At 65.2% G+C, this 15,072-nt stretch carries 15 protein-coding genes; 11 read left to right on the top strand and 4 right to left on the bottom strand.

Annotated features, from left to right (window positions below):
* The first annotated feature begins 146 nt into the window (after positions 1-146).
* From AC16HO_RS08850 to AC16HO_RS08825, 6 genes are all read left to right on the top strand, one after another.
* Positions 147-1,847, top strand: coding sequence for a M28 family metallopeptidase (locus AC16HO_RS08850; protein ID WP_395642694.1), 1,701 nt, complete (start codon positions 147-149; stop codon positions 1,845-1,847).
* Positions 1,848-2,105: 258 nt separating this feature from the next.
* Positions 2,106-3,164 (top strand): diguanylate cyclase, encoded by a 1,059-nt coding sequence (locus tag AC16HO_RS08845; protein WP_484335383.1) that lies wholly within the window; start codon positions 2,106-2,108, stop codon positions 3,162-3,164.
* A 69-nt stretch (positions 3,165-3,233) separates the two neighbouring features.
* A complete protein-coding gene (locus AC16HO_RS08840) occupies positions 3,234-3,815 on the top strand; it encodes a LolA-like protein (RefSeq protein WP_395642692.1) in 582 nt (193 codons plus the stop codon).
* Entirely contained in the window at positions 3,812-4,654 is an 843-nt protein-coding gene (locus AC16HO_RS08835; RefSeq protein WP_395642691.1) for an N-formylglutamate amidohydrolase, read from the top strand. The genes AC16HO_RS08840 and AC16HO_RS08835 overlap by 4 nt, the downstream gene beginning before the upstream one ends.
* Positions 4,655-4,685: 31 nt before the next feature.
* Positions 4,686-4,964, top strand: a complete 279-nt coding sequence (locus AC16HO_RS08830; protein ID WP_395642690.1) for a GNAT family N-acetyltransferase — start codon at positions 4,686-4,688, stop codon at positions 4,962-4,964.
* A 182-nt stretch (positions 4,965-5,146) separates the two neighbouring features.
* Entirely contained in the window at positions 5,147-6,583 is a 1,437-nt protein-coding gene (locus tag AC16HO_RS08825; protein WP_395642689.1) for a M20/M25/M40 family metallo-hydrolase, read from the top strand.
* A 498-nt stretch (positions 6,584-7,081) separates the two neighbouring features.
* Here the strand turns inward: AC16HO_RS08825 and AC16HO_RS08820 are convergent, their stop codons facing one another.
* Genes AC16HO_RS08820 through AC16HO_RS08810 form a run of 3 tightly spaced genes read right to left on the bottom strand, consistent with a single transcriptional unit; the run spans position 7,082 to position 8,943 of the window.
* A complete protein-coding gene (locus tag AC16HO_RS08820; RefSeq protein ID WP_395642688.1) occupies positions 7,082-7,603 on the bottom strand; it encodes a hypothetical protein in 522 nt (173 codons plus the stop codon).
* A 15-nt stretch (positions 7,604-7,618) separates the two neighbouring features.
* The gene (locus AC16HO_RS08815) at positions 7,619-8,131 is read right to left on the bottom strand and encodes a hypothetical protein (RefSeq protein ID WP_395642687.1); all 513 of its coding nucleotides are present in this window, start codon (positions 8,129-8,131) and stop codon (positions 7,619-7,621) included.
* Positions 8,132-8,157: 26 nt separating this feature from the next.
* Positions 8,158-8,943, bottom strand: coding sequence for a galactose-binding domain-containing protein (locus AC16HO_RS08810; protein ID WP_395642686.1), 786 nt, complete (start codon positions 8,941-8,943; stop codon positions 8,158-8,160).
* A 327-nt stretch (positions 8,944-9,270) separates the two neighbouring features.
* Here AC16HO_RS08810 and AC16HO_RS08805 point away from each other — a divergent pair, with 327 nt between their 5' ends.
* From AC16HO_RS08805 to AC16HO_RS08785, 5 genes are all read left to right on the top strand, one after another.
* Positions 9,271-9,780 carry a DUF1993 domain-containing protein gene (locus AC16HO_RS08805; RefSeq protein WP_395642685.1) on the top strand — a complete coding sequence of 170 codons (510 nt, stop codon included), beginning with the start codon at positions 9,271-9,273 and terminating at the stop codon, positions 9,778-9,780.
* Between the two features lie 159 nt (positions 9,781-9,939).
* Complete coding sequence (locus AC16HO_RS08800) at positions 9,940-11,028, top strand: sterol desaturase family protein (protein WP_395642684.1); 1,089 nt, start codon at positions 9,940-9,942, stop codon at positions 11,026-11,028.
* A 95-nt stretch (positions 11,029-11,123) separates the two neighbouring features.
* Complete coding sequence (locus tag AC16HO_RS08795; RefSeq protein WP_395642683.1) at positions 11,124-11,480, top strand: DMT family transporter; 357 nt, start codon at positions 11,124-11,126, stop codon at positions 11,478-11,480.
* A complete protein-coding gene (locus tag AC16HO_RS08790; protein ID WP_395642682.1) occupies positions 11,480-11,866 on the top strand; it encodes a DMT family transporter in 387 nt (128 codons plus the stop codon). Before AC16HO_RS08795 ends, AC16HO_RS08790 begins: the two co-directional genes overlap by 1 nt.
* Positions 11,856-13,070 (top strand): DegT/DnrJ/EryC1/StrS family aminotransferase, encoded by a 1,215-nt coding sequence (locus AC16HO_RS08785; RefSeq protein ID WP_395642681.1) that lies wholly within the window; start codon positions 11,856-11,858, stop codon positions 13,068-13,070. The genes AC16HO_RS08790 and AC16HO_RS08785 overlap by 11 nt, the downstream gene beginning before the upstream one ends.
* A gap of 48 nt (positions 13,071-13,118) precedes the next feature.
* On the opposite strand, the gene AC16HO_RS08780 is transcribed toward AC16HO_RS08785, so the two are convergent.
* Positions 13,119-15,065 carry a DUF5054 domain-containing protein gene (locus tag AC16HO_RS08780; RefSeq protein WP_395642680.1) on the bottom strand — a complete coding sequence of 649 codons (1,947 nt, stop codon included), beginning with the start codon at positions 15,063-15,065 and terminating at the stop codon, positions 13,119-13,121.
* Positions 15,066-15,072 lie beyond the last annotated feature (7 nt).

Raw genomic sequence — 15,072 nt, 5'->3', positions numbered from 1 at the left:
GCCGCGCAGGCAGCGCAGCGTTGCCTCCGGTTCGGTCGCGCGGCCGCATCGTCCCGCGCATGCGCGGTATCTGCCGGCCCCGGCCATGTGGACGCTCTCGATGCGTGCGGACTATGATCACCGTTTGCACAACGATCGGGAGCGTCATGAAAATCCTGCTTGCCTCGGCCATCGCTTTGGCCCTCGCCTCCGCTGCGGGCTGCGCCTCGCAGCCGGCCGCGAAACCGGCTGTCGCAGCGGTCGCGAAATCCGCCTATGTGCCGCAATTCGATCCGAAGCTGCTTTCGGCGGAGGTGAAGACGCTCGCCTCGGACGATTTCGAAGGCCGTGGTCCGGCAACGCCGGGCGAGACCAAGACGGTCGCCTATGTGATCGAGCAGATGAAGGGCGCCGGCCTCGCGCCGGGCGGCGAACTCAAGGACGGCAAGCGCGAGTGGACGCAGCCGGTGCCGCTTCTGCGTGCCGAGATCGAGGGCGTGCCCAAGCTCTCGTTCAACGTCGGCGGCAAGGCGCATGCATTGACCCAGGGCACGGAAATCGCGGTGCGCGCGCCGCTCGACGGAGCGAAGGCGGTGGCGATTGCGAAGGCGCCCGTGGTGTTCTGCGGCTACGGCGTGAGCGCGCCGGAGCGGCACTGGGACGACTTCAAGGGCATGGACCTCAAGGGCAAGATCGCGATCGTGTTGATCAACGACCCGGATTTCGAAACCGGTGTCGGTGACTTCGGCGGCAAGGCGATGACCTACTACGGCCGCTGGACTTACAAGTACGAGGAGGCGGCGCGGCGCGGCGCGGCGGGCCTGCTCATCGTGCACGAAACCGCGCCGGCCTCGTACGGCTGGGCGACCGTGAAGAACTCGAACACGAACACCATGTTCGACGTCGTGCGCGACGATCCTTCGGCCACGCACCCCAGGCTCGAAGGCTGGATCCAGCGCGATCTCGCCGTTTCCCTGCTGAAGAGTTCCGGCCTCGATTTCGACAAGCTGAAGAAGGAAGCGCAGACGCGCGAGTTCAAGCCGGTCGTGCTCAAGCACACGACGTTCTCGGCCAGCTACCAGGTCGATTCCAGCGTGATCACTTCGCAGAACGTCGTCGGTCGCATCGAAGGCACGAAGTATCCCGGGGAGACGGTGATCTACAGTGCGCACTGGGACCACCTCGGCATCGGCGAACCCGATGCGAAGGGCGACAGGATCTACAACGGCGCGGTCGACAACGCCACCGGCACGGCAGCGCTGATCGAGCTGGGCCGCGCGTTCGCGCACGCTCCGAAGCCCGAACGCTCGGTCGTCTTCCTCAATGTCACTGCGGAGGAGAAGGGCTTGCTTGGCTCGGAGTACTACGCGTCCAAGCCGCTGTATCCGCTGGCGACGACCGTAGCCGACATCAACATGGACGCGCTCGACCCGATGGGGATGGCGAAGAACTGGTCGCAATCGGGCAATGCCAGCTCGGAACTGCTCGACGACGCCAAGGCGTTGGCCAAGGCGGCCGGTCTCGAGTTCACCGCCGATCCGCATCCGGAAGCCGGACACTTCTTCCGCTCCGATCATTTCGGCTTCGCCAAGCGCGGCGTGCCAGCGTTCTCGTGGGAGTCGGGCAACGATCTCGTCGACGGCGGCCTCGAGGCAGGCGAGAAGGCGCGCAAAGACTACGTCACCAACCGCTATCACCAACCGGCCGATCAGTGGGAGCCGACCTGGACCTTCGCCGGCATGAGTCACGACCTCGGCGTGCTTTACCAGCTCGGCAGCCAGCTCGCGAATTCGCGGCAATGGCCGAATTGGGCCGCCGATTCGGAGTTCCGCGCCGCGCGTGACGCGACCGCGGGTGACCGAAAGTAACCCCGCGGGTCAGTTTCAGCGCTGTCCACGGCGTGCACCGGATGACGGTGCGCGCCGTTTTCTTTGCCGGATCGCGCGGAACACCGAAACAGCGCGGAAGGGTCCGCATGAGATCCGATCGCCGGCGCAGCGCGGTTTTTCTCAGGTTGCAGGGCGGTGGGAGGGTTTCCCGATCGACATGGCATGCATTTTGCTCTGACTGGGGCGGATGTCCATTTCCACGAACCCACCAATCGGCAACCTGTCTGCGAGCCCATGATGACTGCGCCCCTGCCCGAAGTTGCGAAGTTCATCAGCCAGGACCGGCAACTGGTCAAACGGATGTACCTGTTGCGCATGCTCGGGTTGGCTGCCGGCTTCCTGTGCGTCGCCGGCGTACTGCGCGTCAACGGTGCCAGCGCACTTGCCTGGGCTTTGCTCTGCGCGAACGGCTTTCTCTGGCCGCACGTGGCGTGCTGGATTGCGCTGCGCTCGCGCTCGCCACGCAAGGCCGAACTGCGCAATCTGCTGGTCGACGCGGCCATGGGCGGTGCCTGGATCGCGTTGATGCAGTTCAACCTGCTACCGAGCGTGTTGTCGGCAGTGATGCTCTCGTTCGATCGGCTCAGCCTCGGCGGGCCGAAGCTGCTGGCACGCACGTTCGCGGCGCTGATGCTCGGATGCGTCGCCGCCGTCCTGGCGTTCGGTTTCAACGTCAGTCCCGCGACGACGATGTCCGAAGTGCTGATGGCCCTGCCGCTGCTGGTTGTCTATCCGCTCGTCATCGGCTGCGTCAACTACCGGCTGGTGCGCACCGTGAGCCGGCAAAATCGGCGTCTGGCGCAGTTGAACCGCATCGACAGGTTGACCGGTTTGCTCAATCGCGGCAGCTGGGAGGACAAGACCGTGGAAGTCCTGCGGCGCCACCAGCGCCTCGGTCTGCCGGCGGCGCTGCTGATGATAGACATCGATCATTTCAAGCGCATCAACGACGAGCACGGTCATCCGACCGGCGACGAGGTCATCCGTGCGGTCGCCGGCATCATCCGCCGTTGTGTCCGCGACGTCGACATTCCCGGACGCTATGGCGGCGACGAGTTCGCCATCGTCCTCGTGCAGACCGACGCGGAGACCGCACGCATCATCGCCGAACGCATCCGTCTCACCGTGCTCGCCGGCGAACCCGATGGCATTCCCGTGGCGATGTCGACGGTCAGTATCGGCATTGCCACGAACGAAGCCGGCATGAACGACACGCGTGCCTGGGTCAAGCGTGCCGACGTGGCCTTGCTCGAGGCCAAGGCGAATGGGCGCGACCGCGTCGCCGTCTCCCGTTGAGCGCGGGGCGATAGGCTGCATTCATCCGCGCGTGCGGATACTTTGCGCGGAACTTTTCGCGGAGCGCAGATGAAATTCCTTCTCGCGGGATTGCTCGGCTTCGCCGCCGCGATGCAGGCGCATGCCGACGCGCGCGCCGACGTGCAACGCGCGTTCGAACAGATCGTCGATGCGGGCGGCTTCCGCGGCTACGCGCAGGGGCGTGTGTTCGGCCCGGCGTTACCGGCGATGGCGGGGGAGATCGAAGTCGTGTTCCCCGACCGCATCCATGCGAGCACCGACGAAATCGAGTTCATCGCGATTGGCGCGCACGCGTGGATCAGCGCGCTTGGCGTGTGGAGCGCGGTCGACCGCGCGCTGGTGCCGGCGACCGCGTTCGACATGGCGGCGATGCGTCGCGCGATTGCGACGATCCGCGACGCGCGCGTCGAGTCGGCGTCGAAGACGAGCCAGTGCCAGGCCCGGGTCTACCGTTTCCGTGCCAGCGGCAAGCTGCCCGGATCGAACGCCGATGGCGACATGCGTGCGTGGATCTGCGACGGCAGCGGCCGCCTCGCGCGCGTCGAAGCGACCGATGCGCGCAGCGGCGAGCGCGTGATCCTCGATCTCGACTGGTCGCGGCGTGCCTCGGTGCGCGCGCCGCAGGAATGACCGTCGCCGTGGACCTGCGTGCCGACGTTGGTATCGCGCCGTTGCTCGGCGCCGACGAGCCGCCCGCGTTCGCTGTCGACAACGCTGCGGGCGCGTCGCCGTTCCTGCTTGTTTGCGACCATGCGGGAAAGCGCCTCCCGCGCGCGCTCGGCGATATCGGCGTTGCCGCCACCGAACTCGAACGGCACATTGCTTGGGACATCGGTGCGGCCGGCGTCACCGCGCAGCTCGCCGCGCGTCTGGACGCGTTCGCGATCGCGCAGACCTACTCGCGCCTCGTTGTCGACTGCAATCGCCCGCTGGACTCGCCGACGCTGATCCCGCTGCGCAGCGAGCGCACCGAGGTGCCCGGCAATGCGGATCTGTCGGCGGCGCAACGGCGGCAGCGCATCGACGAGGTCTTCACGCCGTACCACGCACGCATCGTCGCCGAGCTGGACGCGCGCCGTGCCGCCGGCCGGCCGACCATCCTCGTCACCGTGCACAGCTTCACCCCGAGCTACCTCGGCGTGGCCCGGCCTTGGCACTGCGGCATCCTCTACCATCGTGACACGCGCCTGGCGCATGCGCTGTTGCGGCTGATCCGCACGCAAGGCGAATGGGTCGTCGGCGACAACGAGCCGTACTCGGTAAGCGACGCCAGCGACTACGCGATCCCGGTGTACGGCGAGCAACGCGGGCTGGCGCATGTCGAACTCGAGATTCGCCAGGATCTGATTGCGGACGCGGCGGGACAGGCCGAGTGGGCGGAGCGCGTCGCCGGTTGGCTGATTCGCGCCGGCGCGACGACGGGCCTGACCTCGGCCGCGCGGCGATTGCCGCGCGGCTTCGTCGTATGATGGGCGCGAAACAAACGCGGGGAGACAGTCAGTGTCCGACGAAATCATCGACAACCGCGCGCGCAACCGCTACGAATTGGGCGTGAACGGCTTCACCGCGCATGTCGACTACGTGCGCACGCCCGGCACGATCCGCTTCATCCATACGATCGTGCCCGAGCAACTCGGCGGGCGCGGCATCGGCTCGAAGCTTGCGCAGCATGTGCTCGACGAGGCGCGCCGCAACGGCGAGAAGGCGATACCCCAGTGCTCGTTCATCGCCGCATACATCACCAAGCACCGCGAATACCAGGATCTGGTGCCGGCCTGAGCGGCGCGTGTTCCGATTCGACGGCGCTGGGCCGGTTGCAGTTTGCGACAAGCGCCCGCGCAATGAACCGTGGCATCGAACGTTTCGTCGACACGCGGCTTTGAAAAAGAAGCGCGGCGGGATTGAATTTCGCGAAACCGCGTAGCACTCTTGAACGTTCACGCCAACGTCGAGGAATCCGCATGCGCGCCATTGCCCGGTCACTGTCCCTTTTCACCGCCGTCGTTGCCGCGCTGTTCGCAGCGCAGGGCAGGGCGCAGGCGCCTTCCGCAGACGAGGCCGCGTTCCGCGGCCTGTACAAGCAGCTCGTCGAGATCAACACGACGCGTTCGGTCGGCAGTTGCACCAAGGCAGCCGAGGCGATGCAGGCGCGCCTGATCGCCGCTGGAATCCCCAAGGCCGACACCCAGATTCTCGCGCCGCCCGAGCGCCCGCAGGACGGCGCGCTGATCGCCGTACTGCATGGCCACGACAAGCTGGCCAAGCCTATCCTGCTGCTCGCGCACATCGACGTGGTCGAGGCCAAGCGCGAGGACTGGGAGCGCGATCCGTTCAAGCTGGTCGAGGAGAATGGCTGGTTCTACGCGCGCGGCTCCAGCGACGACAAGGCGATGGCCGCGGCATTCACCGACAGCCTGATCCGCTACAGGAAGGAAGGCTTCGTGCCACGGCGCAGCATCAAGCTCGCGCTGACCTGCGGCGAGGAGACGCCGGACGTGTTCAACAGTGTCAAGTGGCTGATGCAGACCAAACCCGAGGTGCTCAACGCCGCGTTCGCGCTCAACGAAGGTGCCGGCGGCGAGCTCGACAAGAACGAAAAGCCGGTCGCGCTGCAGATCCAGGCCGGCGAGAAGGTCTACCAGGACTTCAAGCTCGAGGGCGTCGACGTCGGCGGCCACAGTTCGCGCCCGACCAAGGCCAACCCGATCGCGCACCTGGCTGCGGGCTTGGCGAAACTGTCCGCGTACAATTTCCCGATCGCGCTCAACCCGGTCACGCGCGGCTATTTCGAGGCGCAGGCCAAGCTGCAGTCGCCGCAGATCGCCGCGGACATGCGCGCGGTGCTCGCGGCCAAGCCCGACGAGGCCGCGGCCGAGCGGTTGTGGGCGGTGAATCCGGGCTGGAATGGCACGCTGCGCACCACCTGCGTCGTCACCGAAATCAACGGCGGCCACGCGCCGAACGCGCTGCCGCAGCACGTCGATGCCAACGTGAACTGCCGCATCCTGCCCGGCGTGGCGGTCGAGGAAGTACGCAAGCAGATCGCGAGCGTGATGGGCGAAGACAAGATCACGGTCAAGGCCGTCGGTGAGCCCGGCATGCAGACGCCGCTGCCGCCGCTGAGCGAGCAGATGATGGAGCCGGTGCGCAAGATCGCCGAGACGCTGTGGCCCGGCGTCGCGATCGTGCCGACGATGGCGACCGGAGCGACCGACGGCCGCTTCCTCAACGCAGGCGGCGTGCCCACCTATGGGCTGTCCGGCATGTTCCACGATGCCGAGGGCAGCCGCGCGCACGGCCTCAACGAGCGCATCCGCGTGAAATCACTGCTCGATGGGCGCAGATTCCTTTACGAGGTCGTGAAGATCTACGCGAACAGCGCCGATGCGGCGAAGTAAGGGAGCCGCGCCCGCTCCTCATTCCGGCTTTCGCCGGGATCACGATTGAAGCAGCAATCCGGCTCCGCACCAGCGACGCGGAGTCGGGCTTACTCGGATCAGCGGCACGCGCGGCCGATTGAAGAAATCCCATCGCGCAATGACGACCGCGCGGCCATTGCGATCAGCGCAAGAACGAGCACGCCGAGCACCACTCCGACAGCGCCGGCGCGCCGATGGAAGCAAACAGATCGGGGACGTCCAATGTGGCGCTGAGGGAGCGGAGCGGCGGGGTTATGTCGGGGTTCCCCAAGGTCCCAGTCACCTGATAGGTGATCTCGTCCAGATGCCCCAAGTTTGCGGAAACTGAATAGCTTATTGGAGGTGAAGCCCGGTTAGTGCAAAAAGCATTGGCGTTTTTCGAATTGATCTGAATAGCGTTGCCTTTTATGGTGATACTGGTGACTGCGGTATATCTGGATTCAGCGCCGGTTTTACACGTGTCGGTCAACCCCGTTACTACCGCTTCCACCTGCCCTTGGACGTTGAAGCGGAAGGACAATACTTCGTCGAAGGCAAACGCTGAGGCTGGCAGCAATAACAACAGCATTGCCGCCAGGGTGAATGGGAGTTTCCGTCAAAGTGGTCATGAGGTTCTCCATGTACCCGAGAAGGATTAGTTGACGACCGAACCACGGTCACCCAATTCACCCCGTTCCATACCTGCATATCGAAGTTGGTGATGCCGTACTGGTCGAACGTGGTCTGATCGGTAGGTTCGACCGGGTTCGGGTAGTTGTCCTGCACGGTGTAGACGCTGACCTGGTCGAACCACTGGTGACCGGAGAAATCGATGCGTGCCCGGTCGGGATAGGCATTCGGTGTGGCATCGTTCCAGCCGCCGCCGCTGCCCCAGTTCAGGCCCTTGCGCTCGCCTTCGATGATCGCCGCGACCGGGTAGGCCGCACTGAGGCTTGACGAGGCGGTCGCGGTGGCCGCGTTCGTGGCGGCGGCCCGGTTGCGGTCGTCGCGCGCTTCCACCTCGACGATGCCTTGTCAGCGGCTCTGACGCGCGGCCCGCTTGCGCAACGCGAACAACGCAACGCTGGCCGTCGACAGCAACAACATGCCTAGTGCCCACGGCGACAAGGCCGGTGCGGCTACGGAGTATGGGTCTGACATGTTCAACGTCGCCGCCAGAAAGCGAATCGGCGGTGCGCCCTCGTTCCAGACAACCTGATATGTACTGCCCTCAAGGTGGCCGAGGTTGGCCACCTGCTGATATGTCCAAGGCGGCTCCTTCGGTATGGAACAAAGTCCACCTTTATATGCCGATACGACAACTATGCCGTTGCCAGCCATCGTTATGGACGATGGCGGATCAAACTCTACATTGGCGCCTTGCCCATTGCAGCCAAACCCTCGCGTCAACCCGGTAACCACCGCTTCGACCTCGCCCTGCGCATTGAGCCGAAACGTCAACGTTTCATCGAAAGCGAACGCGGATGCGGGTATACATGACGCAAGCAGCACCGCAGCCGCGGTGACAAGATTTTTCGAGATTGGCATAAATTTTCTCCTGCGACGCCACCGTTTCAATTGCGTACTGAGCCCATTCCGATCCAGTTCACCCCGTCCCAGACCTGCACCTCGAACGAGGTGATGCCGTACCGGGCGAACGTGGTCTGGTTGGTAGGTTCGACCGGGTTCGGGTAGTTGTCCTGCAAGGCGTAGACGCTGACCTGGTCGAACCACTGGTGACCGGAGAAATCGATGCGCGCCCAGTCGGGATAGGCATTCGGCGTGGCATCGTTCCAGCCGCCGCCGCTGCCCCAGTTCAGGCCCTTGCGCTCGCCGTCGATGATCGCCGCGACCGGGTAGGCGGCACTGAGGCTCGACGAGGCGGTCGCACTGGCCCCGTTCGTGGCGGCGGCCCAGTTGCGGTCGTCGCGCGCCTCGACCTCGACGAGGCGGCAGTAGTTGGACAACGCGTTGTTGCAGACGATGCGGATCGCCGAGGCAGCGACCGGGGCAAACGTCACGTTGCGCATGACCTTGTCGTTGCCGGTAACGGAGCCCACCGTGGTCCAGCTCGACCCGTTCCACACCTGCACGTCGAACGCGGTCATGCCGAAGGCCGAAAAGGTCATGGCGGCGTCGGGCTCGGCCGGGCGGGGATAATTGTCCTGCAGGGTGACGATGGTGACGCTGCTGAGGACGTGCGAGCCGTTGAAGTTGACCTGCAGCCAGTCCGGAAATACACCGCTGCTCGCATCGTTCCAGCCGTCGGTATCGGCGCCCCAGCCGATCCCCGTGCGGTCGCCGTCTTTCTCGCCGGCGTAGCCGGCGATGGCGATGAAAAATGCGGTTGCGGTGGCCAAGAAGCGGCGGCCACGCAGGCGAAACTGCGGCCTTGCCGAGTTTGTCACAGAATCCCCATTCGGTTTTTTTTGAGAGACCCTTGGCCTACCTCGAGAGCAAACGGCAAAGGATTTCAGGAAAGATTAACGGATGCTGTGGCGCGCGCGCAAGGGTCGTGCACGGATGAACTCGACCGAGATTGTCGCTCGCGGTTTGATGTCTCAGCGCCAACGGCAAACAAAAATCTGTAGCTTGGAACCGTCGCTCGGCGGGATTTTTTTTTAGTAGATTTCGCGTGCGCATGCGAGAATGCGCGTCGCCTCGTTTTGTCCATCCAAGGAATCCCCATGTCCGTTTCTGTCCACGACATTCTCGTCCCCACGGTCAACCGCGTGTTCGCAAATACGCTCGTGCTGCTGAAGAAGGCGGAAGCGTTCGCCGCGGCGAAAAAGATCGACGCGGGCGTGTTGCTCAATTCGCGCCTGGCGCCGGACATGCTGCCACTGATCAAGCAGGTGCAGATCGCCTCCGACACGGTCAAGGCCGCGGCGGGACGTCTTAGCGGCAGCGAGGTTCCCTCGTTTGCCGACACCGAGACGACGTTGCCGGAACTCGAGGCGCGCATCAACAAGACGCTGGAATACATCAACGGCATCGCCGCGGAGAAATTCACCGGCAGCGAGACGCGCGACATCGTCGTGCCGCGCCGCGCGGGTGACGTGCAGACCAAGGGCCTGCCGTACCTGCTGCATTTCGTCCTGCCGAATTTCTACTTCCACGTGACGACGCTATACGCGATCCTGCGCCACAACGGCGTCGAGATCGGCAAAAACGACTTCCTCGGCAAGTTCGATTGACGCCCGAGCTTTCGCATCAAACCCTGAACCGCAAAGGCACCAAGATCAAGGAGAAGGACCACGAAGAAAAGCGGAGGGAGTAAAATTCCTCTGTCTTCCCTTCGTGTGACTTCGCGATCTTCGTGCCTTCGTGGCTTCCTCTGATTCCGCTTGCCGCGCATGTTCGATTTAGCGACACAGTTCTGGACAGGCCTCGTCGCGTGGGTGAGCGGGCATGTGGTCGTGCCGGTGCTGTCGTTCCTGCGCGTTGGCCAATTGATGGGCGATCCGAACGACATCGCTGCCGCGGTGCTGATCGCCTTCCTCCAGCTCGCGATCATCTCGTGCATCTTCCGCCCGCTGGAAACGTTCGCGCCGGCCGAGGCGTGGAAGGACCGCAATCTGACGCGGATCGACCGCACCTTCACCCTGCTGATGGTGCTCGGCTTGAATCCGCTGTTCGCCTTCCTCGTGCTGACACCATTCGCCAATTTCTTCGGCGGCGGCGCCGATGTCGGCGCGGCGGCGGCACCGAGCGGCGGCCTGCTCGGCTTCGTGCCCGGCATCGAGCATCATCCGTATCTCGCGTTCTGCCTCTACTACATCGTCTACGATCTGACCTACTACTGGATGCACCGCGCGCAGCACGCAATCCCGTGGTGGTGGGCGTTGCACAGCATGCATCACAGCCAGCGCCAGATGAATTGCTGGACCAACGATCGCGGCAGCTATCTTGACGGCGTGATGCAGTCATTCGTGCTCGCCTCGGCGGGCTTGCTCATGGGCGTCGACGCGGCGCAGTTCGCCCTGCTCGAACTGGTCAGCGAACTCGTGCAGAACTTCTCGCACACCAACACGCGCATCGGCTTCGGCCGTCTGTTCGAGCGCGTTTTTGTCGGCCCGATCTTCCATCGACTGCATCACATGCGTGTCGACCCGTCGCGGCCGACCCTGCATAACTGCAATTTCGGCCAGGTGCTGTCGGTCTGGGACAACCTGTTCGGCACGGCGCTGTACGGCGAGCCGCCGCGCCCGACGGGTGTCGGCGACCCGACCGTCGATGCCGACAACGGCCGCGGCGTGGTCGCGATGCAGTGGGGCGCGCTCAAGCGCTTCTGGGGTGCGGTGCGCAGCGTCGACGGCTGGAAGTTGCAGGAAGTTGCGTTCGACGAAAAAATGTTCAGGCCGATTCCGGTCAGCCATGTCGATCTGCATGCGTTCGAACCGCATCCGCCCAAGGCCGCTGCCGAGCGCGTCTCCGCCGCTTGAACGCGAGCAAGGCGCATCACCTGCGCGCGCCGGCCTGACTTCGCGCAAGGCGGTCTGCGATAATCCGCGGCACCGCTCATTGCCTGTGACCACGCATGACGCTGCTCGTCTTCATCTTCTGGATGCTCAACATCACGCTCGACACGGGCGGCCATCTCGCGTTCAAGGCGGCGGCGACGCAGCCCGACACGGACGGCGAGCTCGGGCGCTGGAAGGCGATGGCGGGCCGGCCATGGATCTGGGTCGGCGTGGTCTGCTTCGTCGCCGAATTCGTCGTCTGGCAGGGTTTTCTTTCGCTGATCCCGCTCTCGCAGGGCGTGCTGCTGGGTTCGATCAACATCGTCGCCATGCTGATCGCCGGGCGCGTGTTGTTCGCCGAGAAATTCACCGCACCGCGTGTCGTCGGCTGCGCGCTGATCGCGATCGGCGTGGCCGTGGTAGGAGCCGGTTGATGCGACGCTTCTACCTGATCGGCTTTCTCGTGTTGATGGTGTTCGACACGATGACCCAGATCTGCTTCAAGCTCAACGCCAACCACGCCGGGCCGTTCGTGCCGGAGTTCGCCTGGTTCCTGCGCATGGTCAGCGCGCCGTGGATGTATGTCGCGATCTGCGGATATCTCGGCTCGTTCTTCACCTGGATGACGCTGCTCAAGCGCGCGCCGGTCGGGCCGGCGTTCGCGGCCTCGCATCTCGAGGTCGTTTTCGTCCTTGCCGCTTCGTATTTCCTGTTTGGCGAGCGTCTGTCGACCGTGCAACTGGTCGGCTGCGGCATCATCCTTGCCGGCATCGTCTGTCTCGCGTTCGATCCGCCCGACGAAGGCCACGATGCTGCGTAGCCTGCTCTACGAAGTGCCGCCGACTGCGGGCTTGCCGCCGCGCTTCGGCGACCTGCTGCCATTCAACACACCCACGCTGGCGGAACAAGCCGCACGATTCCTCGGTATCGACGAGGTGCAGGTCGAATGCTCGGGCACCGCCGCGCTCGTCGTCGCATTGACCGCGCTGAGGCGCCGCAGTCCGCGCATGAGCGTGATCGTGCCGGCGTACACCTGTCCGCTCGTCGCGATCGCGGTCGCGCATTGCGGGTTGAAGCTGCGCCTGTGCGACCTTGCGCCGAACGGCATCGACATGGACGCCGCCGCGTTGGCCGCGCTGTGCGACGAGGACACGCTCGCGATCGTGCCCACGCATCTGGCCGGGCGCGTCGCCGATATCGACACCGCCATCGCCTGCGCGCGTCGCGTCGGTGCGCATGTGATCGAGGATGCGGCGCAGGCGCTCGGCGCGCGATTCGCGGACGGCACATCCGCAGGAACGCGCGGCGACATCGGCTTCTTCTCGCTCGCCGTCGGCAAAGGGCTGACCACGTTCGAAGGCGGCCTGCTGACTGCATGCGATGCATCGTTGCGCGCGCAGCTGCGTCGATGCAGCGAAGAAATCGTTGCGGTCGACGCGGTCTGGGAACGCAAGCGTACGCTGCAGTTGCTCGGCTACCATGCATTCTATCGCCCGTCGGGGCTGCCGCTGGTCTATGGCTGGCCGCGCCGCCGCGCGCTGCGCGCGGGCGATGCGGTCGCCGCGGTCGGCGATGATTTTCCGCTGGCCATCCCGCTGCATCGCGTCGGTGCATGGCGGCAGAGGGTCGGTGCGCGCGCATTTGCGCGCCTGCGCGATTTTCTCGACGCCGGCGCGGGCCAGGCACGCAGGCGTTGCCTGCGGATCGCGCAGATCCGCGGTGTCGAAGTCGTCGGCGACAGCGCGCAGGCGCAAGGCACGTGGCCGTTTCTGCTGCTGCGCATGCCCTCGCGCGAGGCGCGCGATGCCGCACTCGCCGAACTGTGGACGACGAACCTCGGCGTCAGCCGCCTGTTCATCCACGCGCTGCCCGACTACGACTATCTTGCCGCGATAGTGCCGAAGGCCGATGTGCCCAATGCGCGCGACTTCGCCGCGCGTACGCTGACGATATCCAACAGCCCCTGGCTCGACGAGGCGGCATTCGATTTGCTGCTCGACGGATTGCGGCGCGCGATCGGGTGACCTCGCAGCTCCGGTTCCAGCCGCCGCGCGGTCCGGCTATTCGCCGCGTTAGGCGAGATCGAGATCGAAGCGGAAACGCAGCGTCCCCTCGCACCACATCGGGAAGTTCGTACCCCACTTGTTGTTGTGCAGGTTGAAGCGGATGCCGGTCGCGAAATCCGGCGGCGCGCTCGCGAATCCCATGAACGCGGCGTTCGCGGGCGCGACGAGCGGCGAATCGAGAGGGAAGATTTGCAGCGCCGCTCCGGGTACTGCCGCGCGCACCGCCGTTGCGGCCTGAAGGGCGCCGCCGCCATTGCGCACCACATCCGCGGCGGAAAGCCAGAGACCGAGTTTGTGCAGTTGCCAGTTGCCTGCGCCAGCCGGCGTGAACGCGAGGAAGCTCGCCTCGGGCATGCGGTTCGCGGCTTTGTCGTGCAGCACGAGTTCGATGCGCAGCCGGTTCGGGTCGTGCGGATGGACATGAAGCGAGACCCGCCCGGGCGCGCCGAGTTGCGCATGCGCAATCGTCGGCGTGCGCCAATGGAGAACGAGGCGATCCGGTGCGGATTCGACGCCGGCAAGCTGAGTGCCGTAACGCGCGGATCGCGCCGTGCGTGCGTGCTCGAGCCCGGGCCTGCCATGGTCGAGCAGGGCCCAGCGCACGCGATCGGTGAGGTACGTGCGCATCTGCATCGCGACGTCGTTCGCGTCGTAGCTTTCGTAGGCGTAGGCGATCAGCTGGTCGCCTTCGATGCGGGTGCCGTTCGGCGAAGCGATGCTCCGCACGCTGCCGGAATCGCGATCGATCGCGATGCGCCAACCACCGACCTCGATGGTCGATGCGGCCCCGGCGGATGCGTGCACCGCCGATTCTCCGCCGCCGGGGCTCGCCACGGCCAGGTTTGCCTGTCCGAGTGCGCGATCTTCGTCGGCCAGCGCATCCACGGCGCTGTCGAGATACGCGCGCTGCTCGTTCCATGACGATTCGCAGAAGGCGAAACGTGGATCATCGCGACGTGCGTGTTCGAAATCCTCGCGATCCCAATGCGTCTCGTCGCGCAGGTAGGTCTTGATGTCGACGCCCCAGGTGTGTTCGGGCACGAGGCAAAGTCGCCGACCGAATGCGGCGCGTTGCGGCGTCAGGCCTTCGTCCTCGAAACGGTCGTAGAGCCGCTGCAGTTCGAGGAAGCGCGACACCTTGGCCGGGTCGGTGCCGACGCCGTGGATCCACGAATCGCCGATCTCGCGTTCGACCAGCGGAAAGCGCTCGCGCAGCGGCCATATGCTTTCGGCGAACGCATCGAGCGTCGAGGCGCGAATGTCGGCATCGGGATACTCGTCGCGCAGGTCGCGATGGCAGTCGATCGCCTGACCGACGCTCTGCGGACCGAGGTTGTCGTTGGTGTGGGCGAAGCTCAGGGCGATATCGGCGCCTTCGACGAAATGCGTCGAGCCATAGCTGCGTTGATAGGCGACGAGGATTTCCTCGCCGCCCGGTGCGCGCCAGCGGAACAGGTCGGGCACGTCGGGTGGCGTCGACGCCGAGTTCACGCCGATGTGCAGGAATTTCACTCCGGCACGCGCGAGCAGCGGCACGATTCCGAGCGTGTGGCCGGGTACATCGGTCATCTTCGCAGCACACGTCTTGATGCCGAAGCGGCGGTCGAGCTCTTGCGCGTACGACAGGCCCGCACGGAACAGGGCCGGCGACATCAGTTCGCTGTGCGTGGTGAACGGCAGCGCATGCCAGCGGATCAGGCCGTGCTCGATCGCCCGTTCGAGCCGACGCACGCGCTCGGGCGGCTGGGTTTCGAGATGGTCCCAGATCAGCCAGGCGCCGGTGGTCCAGACGAACAGGCTCTGCTGCGGGTCCTCGCGCAGGAAATGTTCGCCGGTGTCGATCGCGCCGGGAATGAAAACGTCGTGGTATTGCCGGCGGACGCGCTCCGCGAGCTGGGTGAAGCCGATGTCGAGGTGCGTCTTGAAAACGAGATGAATGGCGGGCGCGGTCATGGCGGTA

It is taken from the genome of Rudaea sp., assembly GCF_057139185.1.
Note: the sequence above shows the minus strand (reverse complement) of the source record. Positions and strands in the feature narration are given on the sequence as shown.

Excerpts from the sequence above, each read along its gene's own strand:
- AC16HO_RS08850 (WP_395642694.1), top strand. The coding sequence starts at position 147 with ATGAAAATCCTGCTTGCCTCGGCCATCGCTTTGGCCCTCGCCTCCGCT.
- AC16HO_RS08845 (WP_484335383.1), top strand. The coding sequence starts at position 2,106 with ATGACTGCGCCCCTGCCCGAAGTTGCGAAGTTCATCAGCCAGGACCGG.
- AC16HO_RS08840 (WP_395642692.1), top strand. The coding sequence starts at position 3,234 with ATGAAATTCCTTCTCGCGGGATTGCTCGGCTTCGCCGCCGCGATGCAG.
- AC16HO_RS08835 (WP_395642691.1), top strand. The coding sequence starts at position 3,812 with ATGACCGTCGCCGTGGACCTGCGTGCCGACGTTGGTATCGCGCCGTTG.
- AC16HO_RS08825 (WP_395642689.1), top strand. The coding sequence starts at position 5,147 with ATGCGCGCCATTGCCCGGTCACTGTCCCTTTTCACCGCCGTCGTTGCC.
- AC16HO_RS08815 (WP_395642687.1), bottom strand. The coding sequence starts at position 8,131 with ATGCCAATCTCGAAAAATCTTGTCACCGCGGCTGCGGTGCTGCTTGCG.
- AC16HO_RS08805 (WP_395642685.1), top strand. The coding sequence starts at position 9,271 with ATGTCCGTTTCTGTCCACGACATTCTCGTCCCCACGGTCAACCGCGTG.
- AC16HO_RS08800 (WP_395642684.1), top strand. The coding sequence starts at position 9,940 with ATGTTCGATTTAGCGACACAGTTCTGGACAGGCCTCGTCGCGTGGGTG.
- AC16HO_RS08795 (WP_395642683.1), top strand. The coding sequence starts at position 11,124 with ATGACGCTGCTCGTCTTCATCTTCTGGATGCTCAACATCACGCTCGAC.
- AC16HO_RS08790 (WP_395642682.1), top strand. The coding sequence starts at position 11,480 with ATGCGACGCTTCTACCTGATCGGCTTTCTCGTGTTGATGGTGTTCGAC.
- AC16HO_RS08785 (WP_395642681.1), top strand. The coding sequence starts at position 11,856 with ATGCTGCGTAGCCTGCTCTACGAAGTGCCGCCGACTGCGGGCTTGCCG.
- AC16HO_RS08780 (WP_395642680.1), bottom strand. The coding sequence starts at position 15,065 with ATGACCGCGCCCGCCATTCATCTCGTTTTCAAGACGCACCTCGACATC.